The 17887-nt window shown below is 71.5% G+C and carries 17 protein-coding genes and 1 pseudogene; 5 read left to right on the top strand and 13 right to left on the bottom strand.

The window, feature by feature from the left end; translation table 11 throughout:
- The 6 genes and pseudogenes from ACE3Q3_RS11510 to ACE3Q3_RS11485 all read right to left on the bottom strand — a co-directional run.
- A pseudogene (locus ACE3Q3_RS11510) lies at positions 1 to 337 on the bottom strand (hypothetical protein); the annotation flags it as partial.
- Complete coding sequence (locus ACE3Q3_RS11505; RefSeq protein ID WP_374445998.1) at positions 334 to 1215, bottom strand: TauD/TfdA dioxygenase family protein; 882 nt, start codon at positions 1213 to 1215, stop codon at positions 334 to 336. The gene ACE3Q3_RS11505 and the pseudogene ACE3Q3_RS11510, both read right to left, overlap by 4 nt.
- A 20-nt stretch (positions 1216 to 1235) precedes the next feature.
- The gene (locus ACE3Q3_RS11500) at positions 1236 to 2531 is read right to left on the bottom strand and encodes an NAD(P)/FAD-dependent oxidoreductase (RefSeq protein WP_374445996.1); all 1296 of its coding nucleotides are present in this window, start codon (positions 2529 to 2531) and stop codon (positions 1236 to 1238) included.
- Positions 2532 to 2536: 5 nt separating this feature from the next.
- Positions 2537 to 4207, bottom strand: coding sequence for a hydantoinase B/oxoprolinase family protein (locus ACE3Q3_RS11495; protein ID WP_374445994.1), 1671 nt, complete (start codon positions 4205 to 4207; stop codon positions 2537 to 2539).
- A gap of 3 nt (positions 4208 to 4210) precedes the next feature.
- Complete coding sequence (locus ACE3Q3_RS11490) at positions 4211 to 6220, bottom strand: hydantoinase/oxoprolinase family protein (protein ID WP_374445991.1); 2010 nt, start codon at positions 6218 to 6220, stop codon at positions 4211 to 4213.
- 25 nt (positions 6221 to 6245) lie between these two features.
- On the bottom strand, positions 6246 to 7553 hold the full coding sequence (locus ACE3Q3_RS11485) for a TRAP transporter large permease (protein WP_374445989.1): 1308 nt from the start codon (positions 7551 to 7553) through the stop codon (positions 6246 to 6248).
- Positions 7554 to 7740: 187 nt separating this feature from the next.
- Here ACE3Q3_RS11485 and ACE3Q3_RS11480 point away from each other — a divergent pair, with 187 nt between their 5' ends.
- A complete protein-coding gene (locus ACE3Q3_RS11480) occupies positions 7741 to 8352 on the top strand; it encodes a helix-turn-helix domain-containing protein (RefSeq protein ID WP_374445987.1) in 612 nt (203 codons plus the stop codon).
- Between the two features lie 53 nt (positions 8353 to 8405).
- Here ACE3Q3_RS11480 and ACE3Q3_RS11475 read toward each other — a convergent pair whose 3' ends face one another.
- Positions 8406 to 9542, bottom strand: a complete 1137-nt coding sequence (locus ACE3Q3_RS11475) for a C4-dicarboxylate TRAP transporter substrate-binding protein (RefSeq protein WP_374445984.1) — start codon at positions 9540 to 9542, stop codon at positions 8406 to 8408.
- 29 nt (positions 9543 to 9571) lie between these two features.
- On the bottom strand, positions 9572 to 10732 hold the full coding sequence (locus tag ACE3Q3_RS11470) for an NADH:flavin oxidoreductase/NADH oxidase (RefSeq protein ID WP_374445982.1): 1161 nt from the start codon (positions 10730 to 10732) through the stop codon (positions 9572 to 9574).
- 109 nt (positions 10733 to 10841) lie between these two features.
- On the opposite strand from ACE3Q3_RS11470, the gene ACE3Q3_RS11465 reads away from it, so the two are divergent.
- The 4 genes from ACE3Q3_RS11465 to ACE3Q3_RS11450 are packed head-to-tail and all read left to right on the top strand — an operon-like array spanning position 10842 to position 13970.
- Positions 10842 to 11378 (top strand): TRAP transporter small permease, encoded by a 537-nt coding sequence (locus ACE3Q3_RS11465; protein ID WP_374445979.1) that lies wholly within the window; start codon positions 10842 to 10844, stop codon positions 11376 to 11378.
- A 21-nt stretch (positions 11379 to 11399) separates the two neighbouring features.
- The gene (locus ACE3Q3_RS11460) at positions 11400 to 12626 is read left to right on the top strand and encodes an MFS transporter (RefSeq protein ID WP_374445977.1); all 1227 of its coding nucleotides are present in this window, start codon (positions 11400 to 11402) and stop codon (positions 12624 to 12626) included.
- Complete coding sequence (locus tag ACE3Q3_RS11455) at positions 12623 to 13471, top strand: polysaccharide deacetylase (RefSeq protein ID WP_374445975.1); 849 nt, start codon at positions 12623 to 12625, stop codon at positions 13469 to 13471. Before ACE3Q3_RS11460 ends, ACE3Q3_RS11455 begins: the two co-directional genes overlap by 4 nt.
- A gap of 52 nt (positions 13472 to 13523) precedes the next feature.
- On the top strand, positions 13524 to 13970 hold the full coding sequence (locus ACE3Q3_RS11450; RefSeq protein WP_374445973.1) for a cupin domain-containing protein: 447 nt from the start codon (positions 13524 to 13526) through the stop codon (positions 13968 to 13970).
- Positions 13971 to 13977: 7 nt separating this feature from the next.
- Here ACE3Q3_RS11450 and ACE3Q3_RS11445 read toward each other — a convergent pair whose 3' ends face one another.
- From ACE3Q3_RS11445 to ACE3Q3_RS11425, 5 genes are read right to left on the bottom strand one after another with little or no spacing between them, the layout of a single operon-like run.
- Entirely contained in the window at positions 13978 to 15096 is a 1119-nt protein-coding gene (locus ACE3Q3_RS11445; RefSeq protein ID WP_374445970.1) for an ABC transporter ATP-binding protein, read from the bottom strand.
- Between the two features lie 59 nt (positions 15097 to 15155).
- On the bottom strand, positions 15156 to 16316 hold the full coding sequence (locus ACE3Q3_RS11440) for an NADH:flavin oxidoreductase/NADH oxidase (RefSeq protein ID WP_374445967.1): 1161 nt from the start codon (positions 16314 to 16316) through the stop codon (positions 15156 to 15158).
- A 6-nt stretch (positions 16317 to 16322) separates the two neighbouring features.
- The gene (locus tag ACE3Q3_RS11435; RefSeq protein WP_374445965.1) at positions 16323 to 16667 is read right to left on the bottom strand and encodes a RidA family protein; all 345 of its coding nucleotides are present in this window, start codon (positions 16665 to 16667) and stop codon (positions 16323 to 16325) included.
- Positions 16668 to 16692: 25 nt separating this feature from the next.
- Positions 16693 to 17097, bottom strand: a complete 405-nt coding sequence (gene hpxZ / locus ACE3Q3_RS11430; RefSeq protein WP_374445963.1) for an oxalurate catabolism protein HpxZ — start codon at positions 17095 to 17097, stop codon at positions 16693 to 16695.
- Complete coding sequence (locus tag ACE3Q3_RS11425) at positions 17094 to 17861, bottom strand: GntR family transcriptional regulator (RefSeq protein ID WP_374445961.1); 768 nt, start codon at positions 17859 to 17861, stop codon at positions 17094 to 17096. The genes hpxZ and ACE3Q3_RS11425 overlap by 4 nt, the downstream gene beginning before the upstream one ends.
- Positions 17862 to 17887: the final 26 nt, after the last annotated feature.

The raw sequence follows: 17887 nt of genomic DNA, 5'->3' as shown, positions 1-17887 counted from the left end.
GGTCGCCGTCGCGGCGCATCGGCAGGGCGCCGTCGAGCGTGCCGACGAGATGGACGGTGTCGAGATGCCCGAGCACCAGGATGCCCGGCCCCGCGCGGCGGCCGGGGATCGTCGCGCGCACGACGTCGCCGTACCCGTCCACGCCGGCAATCCGCTCGACCGCGGCCCCGGCGGCACGCATCGCCGCCTCGGCCAGGTCCATCATGCGGTTGACACCGGGGGGATGGACGGTCGGGCTCTCGACCGCGATCCACTCCCTGAGCCCCGCCAGGATCTCCTCGCTGTCGAAGCCGTCGTCGTTGTCGATGCGGGCGCCCGCCTGCGGCAGCGCGCTCATGCCGGCTGCGCGACCGGCTCGACCCAGGGCAGCGGCCCGACGACCGTGCGCGAGGTCGGGAAGCGCCGGTCGCCGTCCGGGTCGCCGACCGGAATCCGGCGCAGCGTCCGCTTGTGCCGGAGGTCGAACGGCTCGCGGGCATGCTGCAGCACGATGTTGTCCCACAGCAGCATGTCGCCCGGCTGCCAGCGATGGCGGTAGCCGAAATTCGGATCGGCGATCCGGTCGTGCAGCTCGGCGATCAGCTTCTCGCCTTCCGCGATCGGCAGTTCGTTGATCCGCACCGCCGTGTGCTCGCTGAGGAAGAGCGCGCGGACGCCGGTGTCGGGGTCGGTCCAGACGAGCGGATGGATCGCGCGGTGGGCGTCGGGCGGCGACCCCTCCTCGACCGAGCGGCGGTTGTAGTCGCCATTGTAGTCGAACAGCTGGTAGGAGCTGAGGCCGTCCAGCCGCCGCCGCAACGCCTCGGGCAGCGCCGAATAGACCGCCGCGCAGTTCGAGAAGAGCGTGTCCCCGCCCTCCGGCGGCACCTCGATCGCATAGAGGCCGATCGCCTTCAGCGGGTGCTGGAAGAAGGTGTTGTCGGAATGGAAATGCAGCTCGCCCTGGCCGAGGATGCCGTCGGCGCGCGCGTTCGACACATAGGCCGCCTTGGCCTTCTGCATCGCCGGGCTGCGGCGCGAGATCGGGCCGAACAGCTCGCAGAAGCGGATCTGGTCGTCCTCGTCGAGGTCCTGGCCGCGCACCAGCAGCAGGTGATGGCGCTGGTAGAGCCGGACCAGTTCCCCGGCCGTCGCCTGGTCGAACGGGCGCGACAGGTCGAGGCCGAGGATCTCGACGCCGAGGGCGGGACTGAGGGGACGTGTCTCTAGGGTCATCGAAGCCTCCCGGGTGGCGGTCAGGCGGCAAAGCCGAGGGAATCGCGGAACTTGTACCAGGCGATGGCGCCGGCGACGGCGGGCCCGCGGAACGCGTGGAGCGGCACGGTCGCGAACGGCGTCTCGGGGAAGTCGAGGGCGGGGTCGGAACCGCCGGTCATCCGCTCGGCCATCACCGCGCCCATGGCGGTGGCGAGCGCGACGCCGCGGCCGTTGTAGCCGAGCAGCGTCCACAGCCCCGGCTCCGGCTGGTGGATGCGCGGCAGTTCGTCCAGCGTCATCTCGATGCGGCCGCACCAGGCGTGCTGCCACTCGATGCGGCCCAGCATCGGGAAGCGCCGCTCGGCCGCCCGGGCGACGGCGGCCAGCGTCGACGGGCTCGGCGCGTCGCCGAGCGGCCCGCGCCCGCCCATGACGAGACGGCCCTCGGCATCGATCCGGAAATAGTTGGCGAGCTTGCGCGTGTCCGAGACGACGGCACGGCACGGCAGCACCGAGGCACGGAGGTTGTCCGTCAGCGGCGCGGTCGCCATCTGGGCGCTCTGCACGCCGACGAAGGTGCGCGCGAGCCCCGGCCACAGCCGGTCGGTGTAGGCGCCGGTCGCCAGCAGGACCCGGGGCGCGACGATCGCCCCGCGCGCCCCGGCAATCCGCCACAGGGCGCCGTCGCGCGACACCCGCTCGACCGGGCTGCGGGCGAAGACCTGCGCCCCCAGGCCCATCGCCGCCCGCGCCAGGCCGCGGACATAGGCGAGCGGCTGGAGGCCGCCGGCGCGGCGGTCGTGGAGGCCGCCCAGGTACTGGTCGGTGCCCAGCATCCGCATGGTGTCCGCGCGGTCGACCAGCGCCGCGTCGATCCCGCGCGCCGCCATCTCCTTGCCGACCTTCTCGAGATAGGCCATGGCGATCGGCGAATGCGCGGCCCGGAACCAGCCGTTGCGCTCCAGCCCGCAGTCGATGCCGTAGCGGCCGACGATGTCGTAGACGCGCTCGGCCGCGCCGTCGCCCAGCGCCACCATGCGCTCGGCGCGTTCGCTCCCGAAGCGCGCCGCCAGTTCCTCGCGGCCACGCTTGAGGCCCGGGATGACCTGGCCGCCATTGAGGCCGGACGCGCCCTCGCCGATCTCGCGTGCCTCGACGACGGCGGCGCGGACGCCGCGCTCGGCCAGGTGCAGCGCCGTCGACAGGCCGGTGAAGCCGCCGCCGACGATCCCGACGTCGACCCGGACCTCGTCCTCGAGGGCCGGGCATTCCGGCCCGGGCGCGGCGGTCGCCGCCCACAGCGAACCCTGGGCGAGCAGGCGGGCGCCGTCCATTCCGGCTACTCTGCGGCCTCCGGCCGGCGATAGAGGCGGCGTGCCGTCTCCGGCCGCAGCAGGCCGTCGGCGACGTCGCGCTCGATGTCGCGCGGGTCGCGGAGTGCGGGACTGCCGTAGCCGCCGCCGCCGCCCAGCAGCACCTCGACGATGTCGCCCTTCTTCACCGGATTGGCCGACTTCGAGCGCAGTTCGATCACCGCGCCGGCGCGCAGCACGCGCGCATGCCCCAGCGTCCCGGGCGAGCCGCCGGCGAGGCCCGCCGCCGGGTGCCGGAAGTGGTCGGCATACATCGAGAAGGTGACACCGTCCTTCAGGATCTCGTAGCGGCGATAGAAGCCGGCGCCGCCGCGGTGGGCGCCATGACCGAACGAGTCGGGCGCGAGCTCGTAGCTGTGGACGCGGAAGAAGTCGTAGCCCGCGTCGAGCGCCTCGACCGGCGTGTTGGCGCAGTTGGAGAGGCCGTTGTCGACGCCGTCGCAGCCGTCCGTCGTCCGCGAGCCGCCGAACCCGCCGCCCATCGGCTCCAGGTGCACGGCGTAGCCGTTCTCGCCCATGTGGGCGAGGCAGGTCACCGTCGTCGTGTTGTAGCCGAGCGCCGGCACCATCTCCGGCACCGCCTGGGCCAGCGCCATCATCACCGCATCGTAGGCGCGATAGGCCGACAGCATGCGGGCGCGCACCGGTGCCGGCGGCTTGGGGTTGACGATCGAGCCGTAGGGGGCGGTCACGTCGATCGGCCGCTTCAGCCCCTCGTTGAAGGGAATGTCCGGGCTGGTCAGCACCGACTTGACGGCCGAGAGCGCCGCCGAGATGCAGGACGAGAACGGGCAGTTGATGTTGCGGCCGACCTGGGGCGCGCTGCCCTCGAAGTCGATCGAAACGCTCTCGCCGGCGATCGTCAGGCGGCAGCGGATGGCGATCGCCTCCTCGCCGATGCCGTCGTCGTCGAGCAGCGCCTCGCCGTGGTAGGTGCCGTCGGGCACCTTGGCGATCGCCGCCCGCACGCGCCGCTCGGAATAGTCGAGGAGCTCGCGCATCGTTTCCTTCACCGCCGCCACGCCGTACTTCTCGCAGAGCTGGCGGACCCGGGCCGCACCCATGGCGTTGGCCGCGAACTGGGCGTTGAAGTCGCCGATCGTCTGGTCCGGGACGCGGATGTTGTGGGCGACCAGGCGCTCCAGGCGGCCGCCGTTCCAGTCCTTCTGCATGTTCCAGCAGGAGGGCGGGATGCGCAGCCCCTCGGCGATGACGTCGGTCGCCTCGGCCGTCAGGCCGGCGCTGCCGCCGCCGACGTCGAGATGGTGGGCGACGCTGGCACTGAAGCCCACGACCTCGCCCGCGACGAAGATCGGCGTGAAGATGAAGACGTCCTGGAGGTGCTGGCCGCCGGCGAACGGGTCGTTGTTGATGAAGAAGTCGCCTTCCTGGAGCGTGTCGGCCGGGTGCATCTCCAGGCACGGCTTGATCGTCGCGCCGATCGGGCCGAGCTGCATCGGGATCAGCTCGGCCTGGGCGACGACGTTGCCGTCGCGGTCGAGCAGCGCCGCCGAGCCGTCGCGCGCCTCGCGCAGGATGGTCGAGTAGGCCGAGCGGATCAGCTTGACGCCCATCTCGCGGGCGGCCGCCTGCAGGCTCTGGCTGATGACGGCGTAGTCGATCGGGTCCAGGGTCATGGCTCAGCCCTTCCGCATCACGATGTTGTCGGCAGCGTCGCGCTCGGCCGTCCACCCGGTGGGGAGATAGGTCGTCGCGGTGGCGCCGGAAAGGATCATCGGGCCGGCGAGCGGCTGGCCCACCGCCATGCGCCCGGCCGGCAGGTGGCGGCAGGTGACCGGGCGGCCGTTCTCCCAGATCTCGTGGACGGCCTCGGCGGTGCCGTCGTCGGCCGGCATGGTGAGCGGCTGGCGGGCGGCGACCGGCACCGAGGCGCCGACCCGGAAGGACACGATCTCGACCTTCTGGTTGGCGCCCAGCCCGTGGAAGAAGACGCGGTAATGCGCCTCCTCGAAGGCCTTGAGCAGCGACTGCGCGCTGATCGCGGCGAGCCCGGCCTCGTCGAAGTCGACCGAGATCTCGAACGCCTGCCCGACGAAGCGCATCTCGGCCGTGTAGGTGTAGTCGAGGGCGCCCGAGAAGCCCATCGCCCGGAAATCGTCCGCCAGTTCCGCCTGGAGACGACGGAAGACGGCGACGCCGTCGGTCGCCCCGCGCTCCAGCGGCATCTGGCTGGTGACGGTCGCGAACTTGGTGAAGTCCGACGCGATCAGGCCATAGGCCGAGATGACGCCCGGGTTCGGCGGCACGACGATGGTGCGGACGCCGAGCTGGTCGGCGATCGAGGCGGCGTGCAGCGGACCGCCGCCGCCGAACGGCAGGAGCGCATAGTCGCGCGGGTCGCGGCCGCGCTCGGTCGAGACCAGCTGGATCGCGCGCACGATGTTGGCGTTGACGAGCTTGATGGCACTTTCGGCCATGCCCTCGATCGACAGGCCGAAGCGTTCGGCCAGCGGCGCGAAGGCCTTGCGCGCCAGTTCCGGATCGATCGCCATGCGGCCGCCGAGGAAGGCTTCCGGCCGGACCGCGCCGACGATCAGCTGGGCGTCGGTGATGGTCGGCTCGGTGCCGCCGCGCATGTAGCAGGCCGGCCCCGGGTCGGCGCCGGCCGAGCGCGGGCCGACGCGCAGCATGCCGCCGTCGTCGACCCAGACGATCGAGCCGCCGCCGCCGCCGACCGTGACGATATCGAGCACCGGCGTCTGGATCGGCAGGCCGTCGATCTCGGTCTCGTTGGCGAGCGCCGCCTTGCCGCCCTCGGCGAGGCAGACGTCGGTCGAGGTGCCGCCCATGTCGAAGGTGATGACGTTCTCGAAGCCGGAGCGCATCGACTGCCGGACCGCGCCGACGACGCCGGCGGCGGGGCCGGAGAAGAGCGCGGTGATGGCGCTCTTGCGCATGGCCGCGGCCGGCAGGCGGCCGCCGTTCGACTGCATGACGCTGAAGCGGCCGCGGAAGCCGTCGCCCGCCAGCCGCTGCTCGAAGCCGCCGAGATAGCGGTCGATGACCGGTTGCACGAAGGCCGAGAGCGTCGTCGTCGAGGCGCGCTCGAACTCGCGGAAGACGCGGGAGACGTCGTGCGAGCAGGTGACCAGCGTGCCCGGCAGCGCCGCCTCGACGATCGCCGCCAGCCGCCGCTCGTGATCGGGGTTGGCATAGGCGTTGAGGAGGCAGATGGCGACGGCGCCGTACTTGCCCTCGACCAGCTTCGGCAGGACGTGGGCGCGGAAGCCGGCCTCGTCGAGCGGCACCGCCGTCGCGCCGTCGCCCAGCACCCGCTCCGTCACCTCGAACGTGTCGCGGCGCGCCACCACCGGCACCGGCTTGCGGTACTGGAGGTCGTAGATCTGGCGCCGGTCGTGGCGCTGCAGCTGCAGGATGTCGCGGAAGCCCGCCGTCACGACGAAGGCGAGGCGGGCCCCCTTGCGCTCCAGCACCGCATTGGTCGCCACGGTCGAGCCGTGCGCGAGGTCCTCGATCGCCGCGAATTCGAGCCCGGCCGTGCGCAGCGCGTTATGGGCGCCGATGTCGGGGCTCTTCGGGGTGCTCGGCACCTTGGTGATCAGGATCCGGTCGCCGTCGAACGCCACCAGGTCGGTGAAGGTGCCGCCGACTTCCACGCCTACGCGCATCGGGAGATAGCCCTTTCGAGAAGCGTCAGCCCATGAGGCTGGGCAGGTAGAGGGAGATGATCGGGAAGGTGATGAGCAGCGCCAGCGTCACCATGTCGGTGCCGATGAACCAGAAGGCGCCGCGGAAGATCGTCGTCAGCGATACCGCATTGCCGAGGGTACTCTTGATGACGAAGACGTTGAGGCCGACCGGCGGCGTCACGAGGCCGATCTCGAGCAGCTTGACGACGATGATGCCGAACCAGATGAGGTCGACGCCGACCTGCTGCAGGATCGGGATCATGATCGGCGCCGTCAGCAGCATGATGCCGATCGAATCGATGAAGCAGCCGAGCAGCAGGTAGACGGCGCAGATGATGAGGACGACCAGGATCGGCGATGCCTCCGCCCCGGTCAGCAGGCCGGTCAGCGAGGCCGGAACGCCGGTCAGGCCGAGGAAGCGGGCATAGAGGCCGGCGCCGACGGCGATGATGAAGAGCGAGGCGGTGCCCTCGGCGGCGAGCCGCACCGCATCGCCCAGCGCCTTGAGCCGAACCTGCCGGCGCACGGCAGCGATCAGCAGCGCCAGCGCCGCGCCGATGGCGCCGGCCTCGGTCGGGGTGCACCAGCCGGTATAGATGCCGCCGAGCACGCCGACGATGAGCACCGGCAGGGGCCAGGCCTCGCGCACCGCGGAGAAGCGGTCCGCCATGCTCGGCCGGTGCTCCATGTCGGGCGCCAGCGCCGGATTGAGCTTCGCCCGGACCACGATCATCAGCGAGAACATCGCCGCCGAGAGGAGGCCCGGCAGCACGCCGGCGACGAAGAGCTTGCTGACCGAGACGCCGGCGAAGACGGCGTAGACGACCATCAGGATGCTGGGCGGGATGAGCGAGCCCAGCGTGCCCGCCGAGGCGACGCAGCCCGCCGCCAGCCCGGGATCGTAGCGGTGGCGCAGCATCTCCGGCACGGCGATGCGGCTCATGCCCGCCGCGGTCGCGACCGAGGAGCCGGAGGCGGCGGCGAAGAGCGTGCAGGCGGCGACCGAGGAGACCGCCAGCCCGCCCGGCATCCCCGCCAGGAACACCCGGGCTGCGCGAAAAAGATTGGTCGTCAGGCCGGTTTCCGTGCAGATGTAGCCCATCAGCATGAACATCGGCACCGCCGACAGCGACCAGTCGCCGATCAGTTCGAACGGAACCGTGGTCAGCAGCGAGAAGGCGACCCGCAGGTTGGATATCAGTGCCAGTCCGCAGAAGGCGATCGACGCGAGCGCGACGCCGATCGGAACCCGCAGCAGCAGCAGCACGATCAGCATCGGCATGCTGAGGTAACCGATCGTCAAGCTGCTCATGCGCCGCCGTTCCCCCGACCCCGTGGCCCTGCGAAGCAACCCGCGGAACAGACCGGGACGATCCGGCCGCCCGAAGCAAAACCGTGACCGCGAGACGCTTTTTCACTATAGGTAGCGGGGTGAAGAAATGTCACGAAAATTTCAGCGCACCGCTACGCTGGAACGACCGGAGGAGCGCGAACCATCCATGGCACGCTCGACGACCCCCTTGGCCACCGCAGAGCTCGACGCACCGACCGACCTCGAAGGCTGGGACGGCCGCCAGCTTCACGAACTGCGCCGGGCCCGCGGCCTCACCCTGAAGGAACTCTCGCTGGCGAGCGGCCTGTCGATCGGGCTGCTGAGCCAGCTCGAGCGCGGCATCTCGGCCCCGACCATCCGCTCGCTCCAGGCGGTGTCGCGGGCCTTGCAGATTCCGCCGAGCTGGTTCTTCCAGCCGCGGGAAGGGTCGGAACCGGGCGAGCAGAGCATCGTCGTCCGCCGCGGCCGCGGCCGGGTGATGGCCTTCTCCGCCGACTTCCGCAAGGAACTGGTGACGCCCGACCTTTCCGGCGCGCTCGAGGGACTGCTCGTCACCATCGAGCCCGGAGGATCCTCGGGCCCCCAGCCCTACCACCACGCCGGCGAGGAGATGGGATACGTCATCTCGGGCGAGATGGAGCTGTGGGTGGACGAGGTGCGGCACCACCTCCGCACCGGCGACAGCTTCCGCTTCCGCAGCGAGCGGCCGCACCGGTTCGCCAACCCCGGCAGCCGGCCCGCCCAGGTGCTCTGGGTCGTGACCCCGCCCTTCTACTGAACGTCGGGGAAGACGGAAGGAGAAGGGGGCGGTCGCCCGCCCCCTGCCCCGCCTCAGTTCAGGCCGTAGGTCTTCACGTCGACCTTGTCGAAGAGCTCCTTCTTCAGGATCTCGTAGCGCTTCTGCTCGTCCATCGGGTCGACGCCGGCGAAGAGCTTCTCCCACTTGGCGACGGCCGCCTTGTACTCGGAGATCACGCCCTCGGCGACCGCGAGGTCGACCTTGAACTTCTGCTGGGACATCTTGCCCAGTTCCTTGGCGTCGGCGTCGATGAACTTGGCGCTGGCGGCGACGAGGTCGTCGGCCGGCTTCACCATCTGGACGCCCTTGCCGCCCATCTCCTTCTCGGTGTCGACGGTGTTCTTGAGATAGGCGATCGACGAACGCGCCGAGGCCCGCGCCGCGTTGTCGAGCAGCATGGCCCGCTGCTCGGGCTTCAGGCCCTTCCAGAAGCCGGGGTTGTAGCCCCACATCGGGCCCGAGAAATAGACGCCGAGCGGCAGGTCGAGGACGTACTTGGACACGTCCCACCAGCTCCGCGACTTCAGCGATTCGAGCGGGTTGACGCCGCAGTCCAGCGTGCCGCGCTCGAGGCCGGTGAAGATCTCGCTCGACGGCACGTTGACCGAGACCGCGCCCAGCGCGACCGCCCAGCGATCCCACAGGCTGCCCGGCATGCGCAGCCGCTTGCCCTTCAGCTCGGCGAGGTTGGAGATCTTGGTGCGGCACAGCAGCAGGTAGGGCGAGGTCGAGTAGCCGCCGCCATAGACGACGCCGACCTTCTTGTACTCCGCCTGGATGGCGGCGTTCTTGAACGAGACCTCGGTCGACGCGGCCAACGTGACGTAGATGTCCGAGTTGTAGAGGGACATGTCCGCCAGGACGTTGGTGACCGGCAGCTCGGACGGAGTGTAGGTGCCGGCATGGTAGGCGACCGTCGCCAGGCCGTCGCGGATGCCGGGCAGCGTCGAGCGCGCCGGGATCAGCGAGCCGCCGAGGAACACCTTGAAGGTGATGGCGCCGTTGCTCGCCTTGGCGACGTCCTTGGCCCATTCGGTATAGTTGAAGACCGAGAACGGATGGTTCTGGTCGAGGAAGTTGTTGGCGATGTATTCCGCCGCCGTCGCCGGGACGGCCGTCACCGCCATCGCCGCCGCCAGGGCTGCGCCCCGCATCGAAAAGCCTCTCATCTCCTGCCTCCTGTCCGTCGCTCGTTGGACTATTCCGCCGCCGCCTCCGAAACGGCCAGCGTCCTGCTGCGCACCTTGAGCCACCAGCCGTAGGCGGGCGGCCAGTCGTCGAAGGCGTCGGGCCCGCGCAGGGCCACCGCCGCCTGGGCCGGCCAGTGCGGATTGAAGAGGGCTTCGCGGCCGATCGCCACGAAGTCGGCCCGGCCGTCGCGCACGATCGAGTCGGCGAAGTGCGGGTCGCGGATGAGGCCGACCGCCATCGTCTTCATGCCGGTGTCGCGGCGGACGCGCTCGGCGTAGGGCACCTGGTAGCCGGCGACGCGACGGACCACGGCCGTCGTCGTGCGGCGGCCGAGCCCGCCCGAGGAACAGTCGACGACGTCGACGCCGTGACCGGCGAAGGCACGCGCCAGGGCCACCGTCTCGTCGAGCGTCCACCCGCCCTCGCCGTCGTCGACGCAGGAGAGCCGGTAGAAGATCGGCTTGTCCGCCGGCCATTCCGAGCGCGCGGCGTCCGCCACTTCGAGGGCATAGCGCATCCGGTTCTCCAGGCTGCCGCCGTACTCGTCATCGCGCGTGTTGGCGAGCGGCGAGAGGAAGGAGTGGATGAGGTAGCCGTGGGCGCCGTGGATGTTCAGCGCCTGGAAGCCGGCCTCGCGCACCCGGCGGGTGGCGGCGGCGAACTGGTCGAGGCTGCGGCGGATGCCGTCGCGGTCGATGGCGGCCGGCGTCGGCCAGCCGGGGTTGGCCGGGATGGCCGAGGCCGACACGGTCGGCCAGGGATGCTCGCCGCGCGCCGCGACGTCGGCCGCGCTCATCGGGTCGAAGCCGTGCCACGGCCGCTGCACGCTGCCCTTGCGGCCGGCATGGTTGATCTGGGCGCCGGGCACGGCGCCATGGGCCGCGATGACCTCGGCGAGGCGGGCGAGCGGCGCGGTCTGCCGGTCGTCCCAGGCGCCGATGTCGCCCCAGGTCAGCCGCCCCTCGGGGCAGATGCCGAGCGCCTCGGTGAAGACGAGCCCGGCCCCGCCGGCGGCATAGGTCGAGAGGTGGCGGACGTGCCAGTCCGTCGGCATGCCCTCGGGCGTCCCGGCATATTGCTGCATCGGGGAGATGACGATCCGGTTGCGGAACGTCACGCCGCGCACCGTGATCGGGTCCAGCATGCCGGGTGTTCCAGAGCTGCTCATGCCGGTCGTATCCTCCGCTTGCGGCGTCGCGGACTGACAATGAAACTTGTTGAAGGATTTTTCAACATGACCCATCGTCGGAGTTGGGGCCGAACGGAGAGGCAGGGCCATGGACCGGTATGAGCGTGCGACCACCGCGCTGGCGAAGCTGCTGATGTGGGTCGGCTGCCTGGCGGTCGTCCTGATGGCGGTCCACGTCACCTGGGACGTGATCCAGCGCACCTTCTTCGGCCGCGGCATGCTCGGCACGACCGAGATCGTGTCGTTCTACTACATGGTCGCCGTCGTCTGCTTCCCGCTCGCCTGGATCGAGCGGCGCGACGAGCACATCAACGTCGAGATCCTGTTCCAGCGCATGCCCGTCGGCGGCAAGCGGACGATGGCTGTCTTCGCCGCCATCTGCTCGACCGGGTTCTTCTCGGTCTTCGCCTATCGTTCCTGGCACGACGCGCTGAACGCGCTCTCCACCGGCGAGACCATGATGGGCTATGCCGAGATCGCGATCTGGCCGGCCCGCTTCATCCTGCCGATCTCGTTCGCGCTCGTCGTCCTCGTCTGCCTCGGCCAGATCGCCCGCCTGCTGGCGGGCCGCGTGACGTTCGCCAAGGAACTGCCGCCCGAGGAGGACGCGACCTTCCGCGCCTGAGCCGCGAGGCCACGGAGGCCATTGGACGCGACCGCGACACGGCCGAGGGCCGGCCCGGTCATCGCCCTCACCCTGTCGCAGCAGGTGGCGGTCTCGCTCACCGCGGCGACCTTTCCGGTGCTGTTGCCGGCGCTGGCCGGCGACGCCGGGCTGGGCGGCGACGCGGCCGGCATCTACTCCATGGCGCTCTATGCCGGCGCCATCCTTGCCACCCTCTTCTGCCAGGCGGCGTTCGCGGCGTTCGGGATCGCCAAGTCCAGTCTCGCCTGCGTGCTGGTCGGGGCGGCCGCCCTGCCGCTGGTACTGCCCGGCACGCTGCCGGCGGTGCTGGCGGCGGGTTTCCTGGTCGGCGTCGGCTACGGCCCGACGACGCCCGCCAGTTCCTCGATGATCCTGCCCTTCGTGCCGCCGGGCCGCGCCAACTTCCTCTTCTCGCTGCGCCAGACCGGCGCCCCGCTGGGCGTGCTGACGGCCGGCATGCTGGTGCCGCCGCTCGTCCTGTGGATCGGCTGGCAGGACACGGTGCTGGCGGTGGCGGCGCTGGTCGCCGCCACCAGCCTCGCCGGCCTCGTCTTCGCGCGCCGGCTCGACCGCTTTCTCGACCGGCCGCGGGTCGACCTGCGGCGTACCCCGCGCGCGGTGGCGGCCGCCCTGCGCCGGCCGGCGCTGCGCCGCCTGATCTCCGTCTCCTGCCTCTTCGCGGCGATGCTGGCGACGGTCAACGCCTACGTCCCCTACAGCGTCGCGACCCTGGGCCAGACCTCGCTCACCGTCGCCGGCTGGGCGGCGGCGACCGCCCAGGTCGGCGCGGTCGCCGGACGCCTCTTCTGGGGCGCCCTCGCCGACCGCGTCGGGGCCATGAACCGGGTGCTGGCGATGCTGGGGGTCGGCATGGCCGGCGCGGTCGCGCTGGTCGCCCAGATCCGGCCCGACTGGCCGCTCGCCGCCATGCTCGCGGCCAGCTTCGCGCTCGGCGCCACCGGGGCCGGCTGGGGCGGGCTGGTGCTGGCCGAGGTGACGCGGATCGTGCCGCGCAGCGATGTCGGCACCGCCACCACGGCCCTGATGATGTTCAACTACATCGGCGTCTTCGTCGGCCCGCCGGTGGTCGCCGCCGCCCTCCTCCTCAGCGGCAGCCTGCCCGTCGCCCTCCTCACGCTGGTCGCCGGCTCGCTGGCCGGCGCCGCCATCGCCTGGTTCGGGCTGCGCCCCGGACCCGCCACCCCCATGGAAGGAGAAGCCCCGTGATCGTCCCCCAGATGCTCCAGGTCGAGGACCCGCCGCCGATCCGCTGGCCGAACGGCGCGAAATGCGCGGTCATGCTGACCTTCGACTTCGACGCCGAGACCCTGTGGCTCGCCCGCGACCCCGAGAACGCGAAACGGCCCGGCATGCTGTCGATGGGCCTCTACGGCGCCCGGGTCGGCGTGCCGAAGATCCTGGAACTCCTCGGCGACTTCGACCTGAAGGCGACCTTCTTCGTGCCCGGCTGGACGGCCGAGCGCCACACCGCCCGCTGCGAGGCGATCCTGAAGGGCGGGCACGAGATCGGCCACCACGGCTACCTGCACGAATGGATCGACCCCGACTACCCGGACAAGGAGGTCGAGGCGCTCGACCGCGGGCTGGAGGCGCTGCAGCGGGTGCTCGGCGTCCGGCCCGCCGGCTACCGTTCCCCGGCCGGCGAGACCAGTCCGAACATGATCCGCCTCCTGGCCGATCGCGGCTTCCTCTACGACACCTCGATGATGGACACGATCACGCCCTACCGCCATCGGCTCGACGACGGGCGACCCGGCCCGATCGAGCTGCCCTGGCGCTGGATGATCGACGACGCCGTCTACACGCTGTTCTCGATCAAGACGCCGCGCGCCCTCTTCCCGCCGTCGCAGATCCTCGACACCTGGCAGACCGAGTTCGAGGAGATCTATCGCTGGGGCGGCCTCTACGACGTCGTCATGCACCCGCAGTTCATCGGCCAGCCGAACCGGCTGGCGATGCTGCGGCGGCTGATCCAGTTCATCCAGAAGTTCCCCGACGTCTGGTTCGCGACCGGCGAGGAGATCGCGCGCTGCGCCGCCGAGCAGATGTAGGATCGGGCGCGGCGGCGTCCGGTGACGCCGCCGCCCACTGGAGGAGCGTCCGATGCGCAAGCCACTCGTCGTCGTCCCGGCCGACCGGCCGCGCCCGCTCGGCGTCGTCGGAGAACACATCACCGTGCTCGCCTCGGGCGCCGAGACCGGCAGCTACGAGGTGTTCCACCAGTCCGGGCCGGCGGGCAGCGGCCCGCCGCCGCACGCCCACGACTGGGACGAGGCCTTCTATGTCACCCGCGGCAGCATCCGCTTCGGGATCGGCGACCAGGAACTGACGGCGACGCCCGGCACCTTCGTCCACCTGCCGGCGGGCACCATGCACTGGTTCCGCTTCGGCCCGGACGGCGGCGAGATGGTCTCCCTCACCTCGCGCGAGGGGGCTTCGCGCATGTTCGCGGAGTTCGACCGCGAGATCGCCCCGGACCGGCCCGACCTCGGCAAGCTGATGGAGATCGCCGGCCGGCACGGCCTCACCGTCGCCCCGCCGCCCGGCTGAGCCCGTCCTAGTCGGCCGGCAGCGGGTCGAGCGAACGGCAGTCGTCGGCGCTCCAGCCGAGCGACACCGAAGCCCCGGGTGCGAGCGCCGGCGCGCCGGCCGCGTTCGCGACCTTGACGACGAAGCCCGTCGTCCCCGCGAGCGCCAGGCGGGCGCGGACATGGTCGCCGTGGTAGATCAGCTCCTCGACCGTCGCCGTCACCCGGTTGTCGCTCCCCTCGCCGCCGAGCGCGATCCGCTCCGGCCGGATCGACAGGGTGGTGGTCTGGCCGACCGCGATCGCCGCGGTCGCGGCGGCGCGGACGTCGAAGCCGCCGGTGGTCCGCACCGTGCAGTGCCTGCCGTCGGTCGCCGTCACCCGGCCGTCGAGCCGGTTGCTCTCGCCGATGAAGCGGGCGACGAAGGCGCGCGTCGGCCGCTCGTAGATCTCCGAGGGCGGGCCGACCTGCTCGACCCGGCCGTCCTTGAAGACGGCGATGCGGTCGGACAACGTCAGCGCTTCGGACTGGTCGTGGGTGACATAGACGATGGTCACCCCGAGCCCGTCGTGGATGTGCTTGATCTCGAGCTGGAGCTGTTCGCGCAGCTGCTTGTCGAGGGCGCCCAGGGGCTCGTCCATGAGGACGATGTCGGGATCGAAGACGAGGGCGCGGGCGAGCGCCACGCGCTGCTGCTGGCCGCCCGACAGTTCGGCCGGCCGGCGCCGGCCGTAGCCGGCCAGCCGTACCAGTTCCAGCGCCCGGTCGACGCGCCGCGCCGCCTCCTCGCGACCGACGCCGCGCACCTGCAGCGGGAAGGCGACGTTCTCCCCCACCGTCATGTGGGGAAAGAGCGCGTAGTGCTGGAAGACGACGCCGATGTTGCGGCGGTGCGGCGGCACCCGGCGCACCGATTTGCCCGCCACCCGGATGTCGCCCTCGGTCGGCGTCTCGAAGCCGGCCAGCATCATCAGCGAGGTGGTCTTGCCGGAGCCGGAGGGCCCGAGGAAGGTGACGAACTCGCCGCGGGCGATGTCGAGATCGAGCCGCGCCACCGCCATGGCGTCCCCGGAATAGCGCTTGGACACCCCGACGAACGAGACCAGCGGCTCGTCGGCGGCGGGCGGGACGCGCGCGGCTGCGGTCATCTGGGATGGTTCATCGCTCGGCATGGCACCGGATCGGAGCAGGAACCGTACCACCGAACTCACGCGACGGGGGGCGAATTGCTCCGGATCCGCTCCAGAACCCGCTCCCGCCGCTCCAGCCACCAGCCATATTGCTGCGGCCATTCCGCGAAGCCGCCGTCGGGCAGCCCGAGCGCGCGGGCGGCGTGGACCGCCCAGTTGGGGTCGTTCATCGCCTCGCGGCCGATCGCCACGATGTCCGCCTGGCCGGCCGCGACGATGGCCTCGGCCTGGGCCGCGTCGAGGACGAGCCCGACCGCCATGGTCATGATGCCGACATCGGCGCGAATGCGCTCGGCATAGGGCACCTGGAAGCCGAGGCCGCGCGGCGCATTGCGTCCGGCGGTGGCGGAGCCGGCCAGCCCCCCCGAGGAGCAGTCGACGACGTCGACGCCGCGCGCCTTCAGTTCGTGCGCGTAGGCGACGCTGTCCTCCAGGCTCCAGCCGCCGTCGATCCCGTCGACCGCGGAGATGCGGACGAAGAGCGGCCGGTCCGCCGGCCAGGCGGCGCGCACCGTCTCCACCACCTCGAGCGGAAAGCGCATCCGGCCGCCCCGGTCGCCGCCATAGGCGTCGTTGCGCCGGTTCGACAGCGGCGACAGGAAGGAGTGGAGGAGGTAGCCATGCGCCGAATGGACCTCGGCGATGCCGAACCCGGCCTCGGCCGCCCGCAGCGTCGCCGTCCGCCAGGCCTCGCGCACGGTGGCGAGACCGGCGGGGTCGAGCGCCTCCGGCACCAGCCAGCCCGGCTCCAGCGGCTCGGCGCTGGCCGCGACGACGGGCCAGATGCGCTCGCCGCCCTCCTGGTCGGCCGCCGTCATCGGTCCGTTGCCCTGCCAGGGCCGCTGCATGCTGGCCTTGCGGCCGGCGTGGGCGAGCTGGATCGCCGGCACCGCGCCGTTGGCCGCGAGGAAGCCGGCGATGCGGGCCAGCGCCGGCACCTGCGCGTCGCACCAGATGCCGAGATCGCCGTGGGTGATGCGGCCGCGCGCCTCGACCGCCGTCGCCTCGACGAAGACGATGCCGAAGCCGCCCTGGGCGAACTTGCCGAGATGGACGAGATGCCAGTCGCCCGCCAGCCCGTCGGCGGCCGAATACTGGCACATCGGCGGCAGCGCGACGCGGTTGCGGACCTGGAGCCCGCGCAGCGCCAGCGGCCGGAAGAGATGCGGGACGGTCATCGCCGGCTACTTGGCGGCGATCACCATGACTTCGACCAGGACGCCCGGGCCGAGGTCGGCGACGCCGATGCCGGCGCGGGCCGGCAGGTGGGCGCCGAGCCACGCCTTCCAGACCTCGTTGAGGGCCGCCTTCATCGACAGGTCGGTCATGAAGATCGTCGCCGACAGGATGCGCGCCTTGCTGGAGCCGTGGGCGGCCAGCAGCGCGTCGATCTGGTCGGCGATGCTCTGCATCTGGCCGCGGATGTCGGCGCCCGTGTCCTCGCCGACGCAGCCGGCGAGGTAGAGGGTGCCGTTGTGCTCCACCACCTCGTGGAGGATGCCGCCATAGGGATGGGTGCGCTGGATCATCGTCGCCTCTTCTCTCGATCGGGAGCTAAAGGATCGGCGTCGCCGCCAAGGTGGAGACGTGGGCCGAGATCACCTTCCAGCCGACGTCGGGAAACCGGTACCAGGTCTGGCTCTGGCGCCCGACCTGATCGCGCCCGCGCACCTTGAACTCGAGGTTCACGGTCGCGAGGTCGCGCCCGAGCGTCAGGATCTCGAGCCGGATGCGGCGCTCCTTGACGCCCGGCCCGGGCGGCCGGGCGACGCGGTGGGCATGGATTTCGGCAAAGCCGTAGCCGTTCTCGTTCAGGCCGTAGCGCACGGTGTGCGGGCTGTCCCAGAAGCTGGCGTCGAGGACCGCGACGTCCTTCTCGACCAGCGCCACCTCGTAGCGCTCGAAGATGTCGCGGATTTCGGCGACGACCTCGGGAATGTTGCGCTCCGGCCCGGTCACGCCTCGTCCTCCGCGAGGCCGTCCCCGGCCGCCTCGCCGACGAGGTGCGGGTAGTGCCGGCAGAAGGACTGCCAGCCACTGTCGATGTGGCGCCCCATCGCCTCGGTGACGGCGGCGACGTCGCCGGCATGGAGCGCGTCCAGGATGCCGCGGTGCTCGTCGGCCACGGCGAACTGCCGCCGCGGCATCACCGTCAGCAGATCGAACGGATACTTGGCCCACAGGATGCGCACGAAATGCAGCGCCTGCGGCCGGCGCGCGGCCTCGTAGAGGCGGAAATGGAAGCGGAAGTTGGCCTGGCGGGCCGCATCGTTGTCGCCCCGCGCGGCGGCGGCGAGGATGGCGTCGTTGAGCGCCTCGAGCGCGCCGAGCCCGGCGGCGTCCATGCGCCGGGCGGCCGCCCGCGTCAGGCGCGTCTCCAGCAGCCGGCGGAGTTCGTAGAGTTCCGCGGCCTCACCGACCTGGAACGGCGCCACGACGGCGCCGCGGTGGGACGAGCCGACGACGTAGCCCTGCGCCTCCAGCAGCTTCAGCGCCTCGCGCACCGGGGTGATCGAGAGATCGAGCATCTGCGCGATCTCCGCCTGCTTCAGCTTCTGGCCGCGGGCGAAATAGCCGGAGATGATGCGCTCCCGCAGGAACTCGGCCACCTGGCCCTCCTTGGTGCGGAAGGCGATCGGCCCGCCGTGCCGGGGGTGGCCCGCCGCGGCGGTCGGGTCGGCCTCGCCGTCGGCGGGGCGGGGCGGTCGTCCGGCTGCTCTCATCCGGCGATCCTTAGCATGGACGGCGC

The sequence above is a fragment of the Allostella sp. genome (genome assembly GCF_041913585.1).
Lineage (GTDB): Bacteria > Pseudomonadota > Alphaproteobacteria > ATCC43930 > Allostellaceae > Allostella.
Note: the sequence above shows the minus strand (reverse complement) of the source record. Positions and strands in the feature narration are given on the sequence as shown.

What these genes read in the sequence shown, in the direction of transcription:
- ACE3Q3_RS11505 (WP_374445998.1), bottom strand. Translation starts at nt 1,215, where the DNA reads ATGACCCTAGAGACACGTCCCCTCAGTCCCGCCCTCGGCGTCGAGATC.
- ACE3Q3_RS11500 (WP_374445996.1), bottom strand. Translation starts at nt 2,531, where the DNA reads ATGGACGGCGCCCGCCTGCTCGCCCAGGGTTCGCTGTGGGCGGCGACC.
- ACE3Q3_RS11495 (WP_374445994.1), bottom strand. Translation starts at nt 4,207, where the DNA reads ATGACCCTGGACCCGATCGACTACGCCGTCATCAGCCAGAGCCTGCAG.
- ACE3Q3_RS11490 (WP_374445991.1), bottom strand. Translation starts at nt 6,220, where the DNA reads ATGCGCGTAGGCGTGGAAGTCGGCGGCACCTTCACCGACCTGGTGGCG.
- ACE3Q3_RS11485 (WP_374445989.1), bottom strand. Translation starts at nt 7,553, where the DNA reads ATGAGCAGCTTGACGATCGGTTACCTCAGCATGCCGATGCTGATCGTG.
- ACE3Q3_RS11480 (WP_374445987.1), top strand. Translation starts at nt 7,741, where the DNA reads ATGGCACGCTCGACGACCCCCTTGGCCACCGCAGAGCTCGACGCACCG.
- ACE3Q3_RS11475 (WP_374445984.1), bottom strand. Translation starts at nt 9,542, where the DNA reads ATGAGAGGCTTTTCGATGCGGGGCGCAGCCCTGGCGGCGGCGATGGCG.
- ACE3Q3_RS11470 (WP_374445982.1), bottom strand. Translation starts at nt 10,732, where the DNA reads ATGAGCAGCTCTGGAACACCCGGCATGCTGGACCCGATCACGGTGCGC.
- ACE3Q3_RS11465 (WP_374445979.1), top strand. Translation starts at nt 10,842, where the DNA reads ATGGACCGGTATGAGCGTGCGACCACCGCGCTGGCGAAGCTGCTGATG.
- ACE3Q3_RS11450 (WP_374445973.1), top strand. Translation starts at nt 13,524, where the DNA reads ATGCGCAAGCCACTCGTCGTCGTCCCGGCCGACCGGCCGCGCCCGCTC.
- ACE3Q3_RS11445 (WP_374445970.1), bottom strand. Translation starts at nt 15,096, where the DNA reads ATGACCGCAGCCGCGCGCGTCCCGCCCGCCGCCGACGAGCCGCTGGTC.
- ACE3Q3_RS11440 (WP_374445967.1), bottom strand. Translation starts at nt 16,316, where the DNA reads ATGACCGTCCCGCATCTCTTCCGGCCGCTGGCGCTGCGCGGGCTCCAG.
- ACE3Q3_RS11435 (WP_374445965.1), bottom strand. Translation starts at nt 16,667, where the DNA reads ATGATCCAGCGCACCCATCCCTATGGCGGCATCCTCCACGAGGTGGTG.
- ACE3Q3_RS11425 (WP_374445961.1), bottom strand. Translation starts at nt 17,861, where the DNA reads ATGAGAGCAGCCGGACGACCGCCCCGCCCCGCCGACGGCGAGGCCGAC.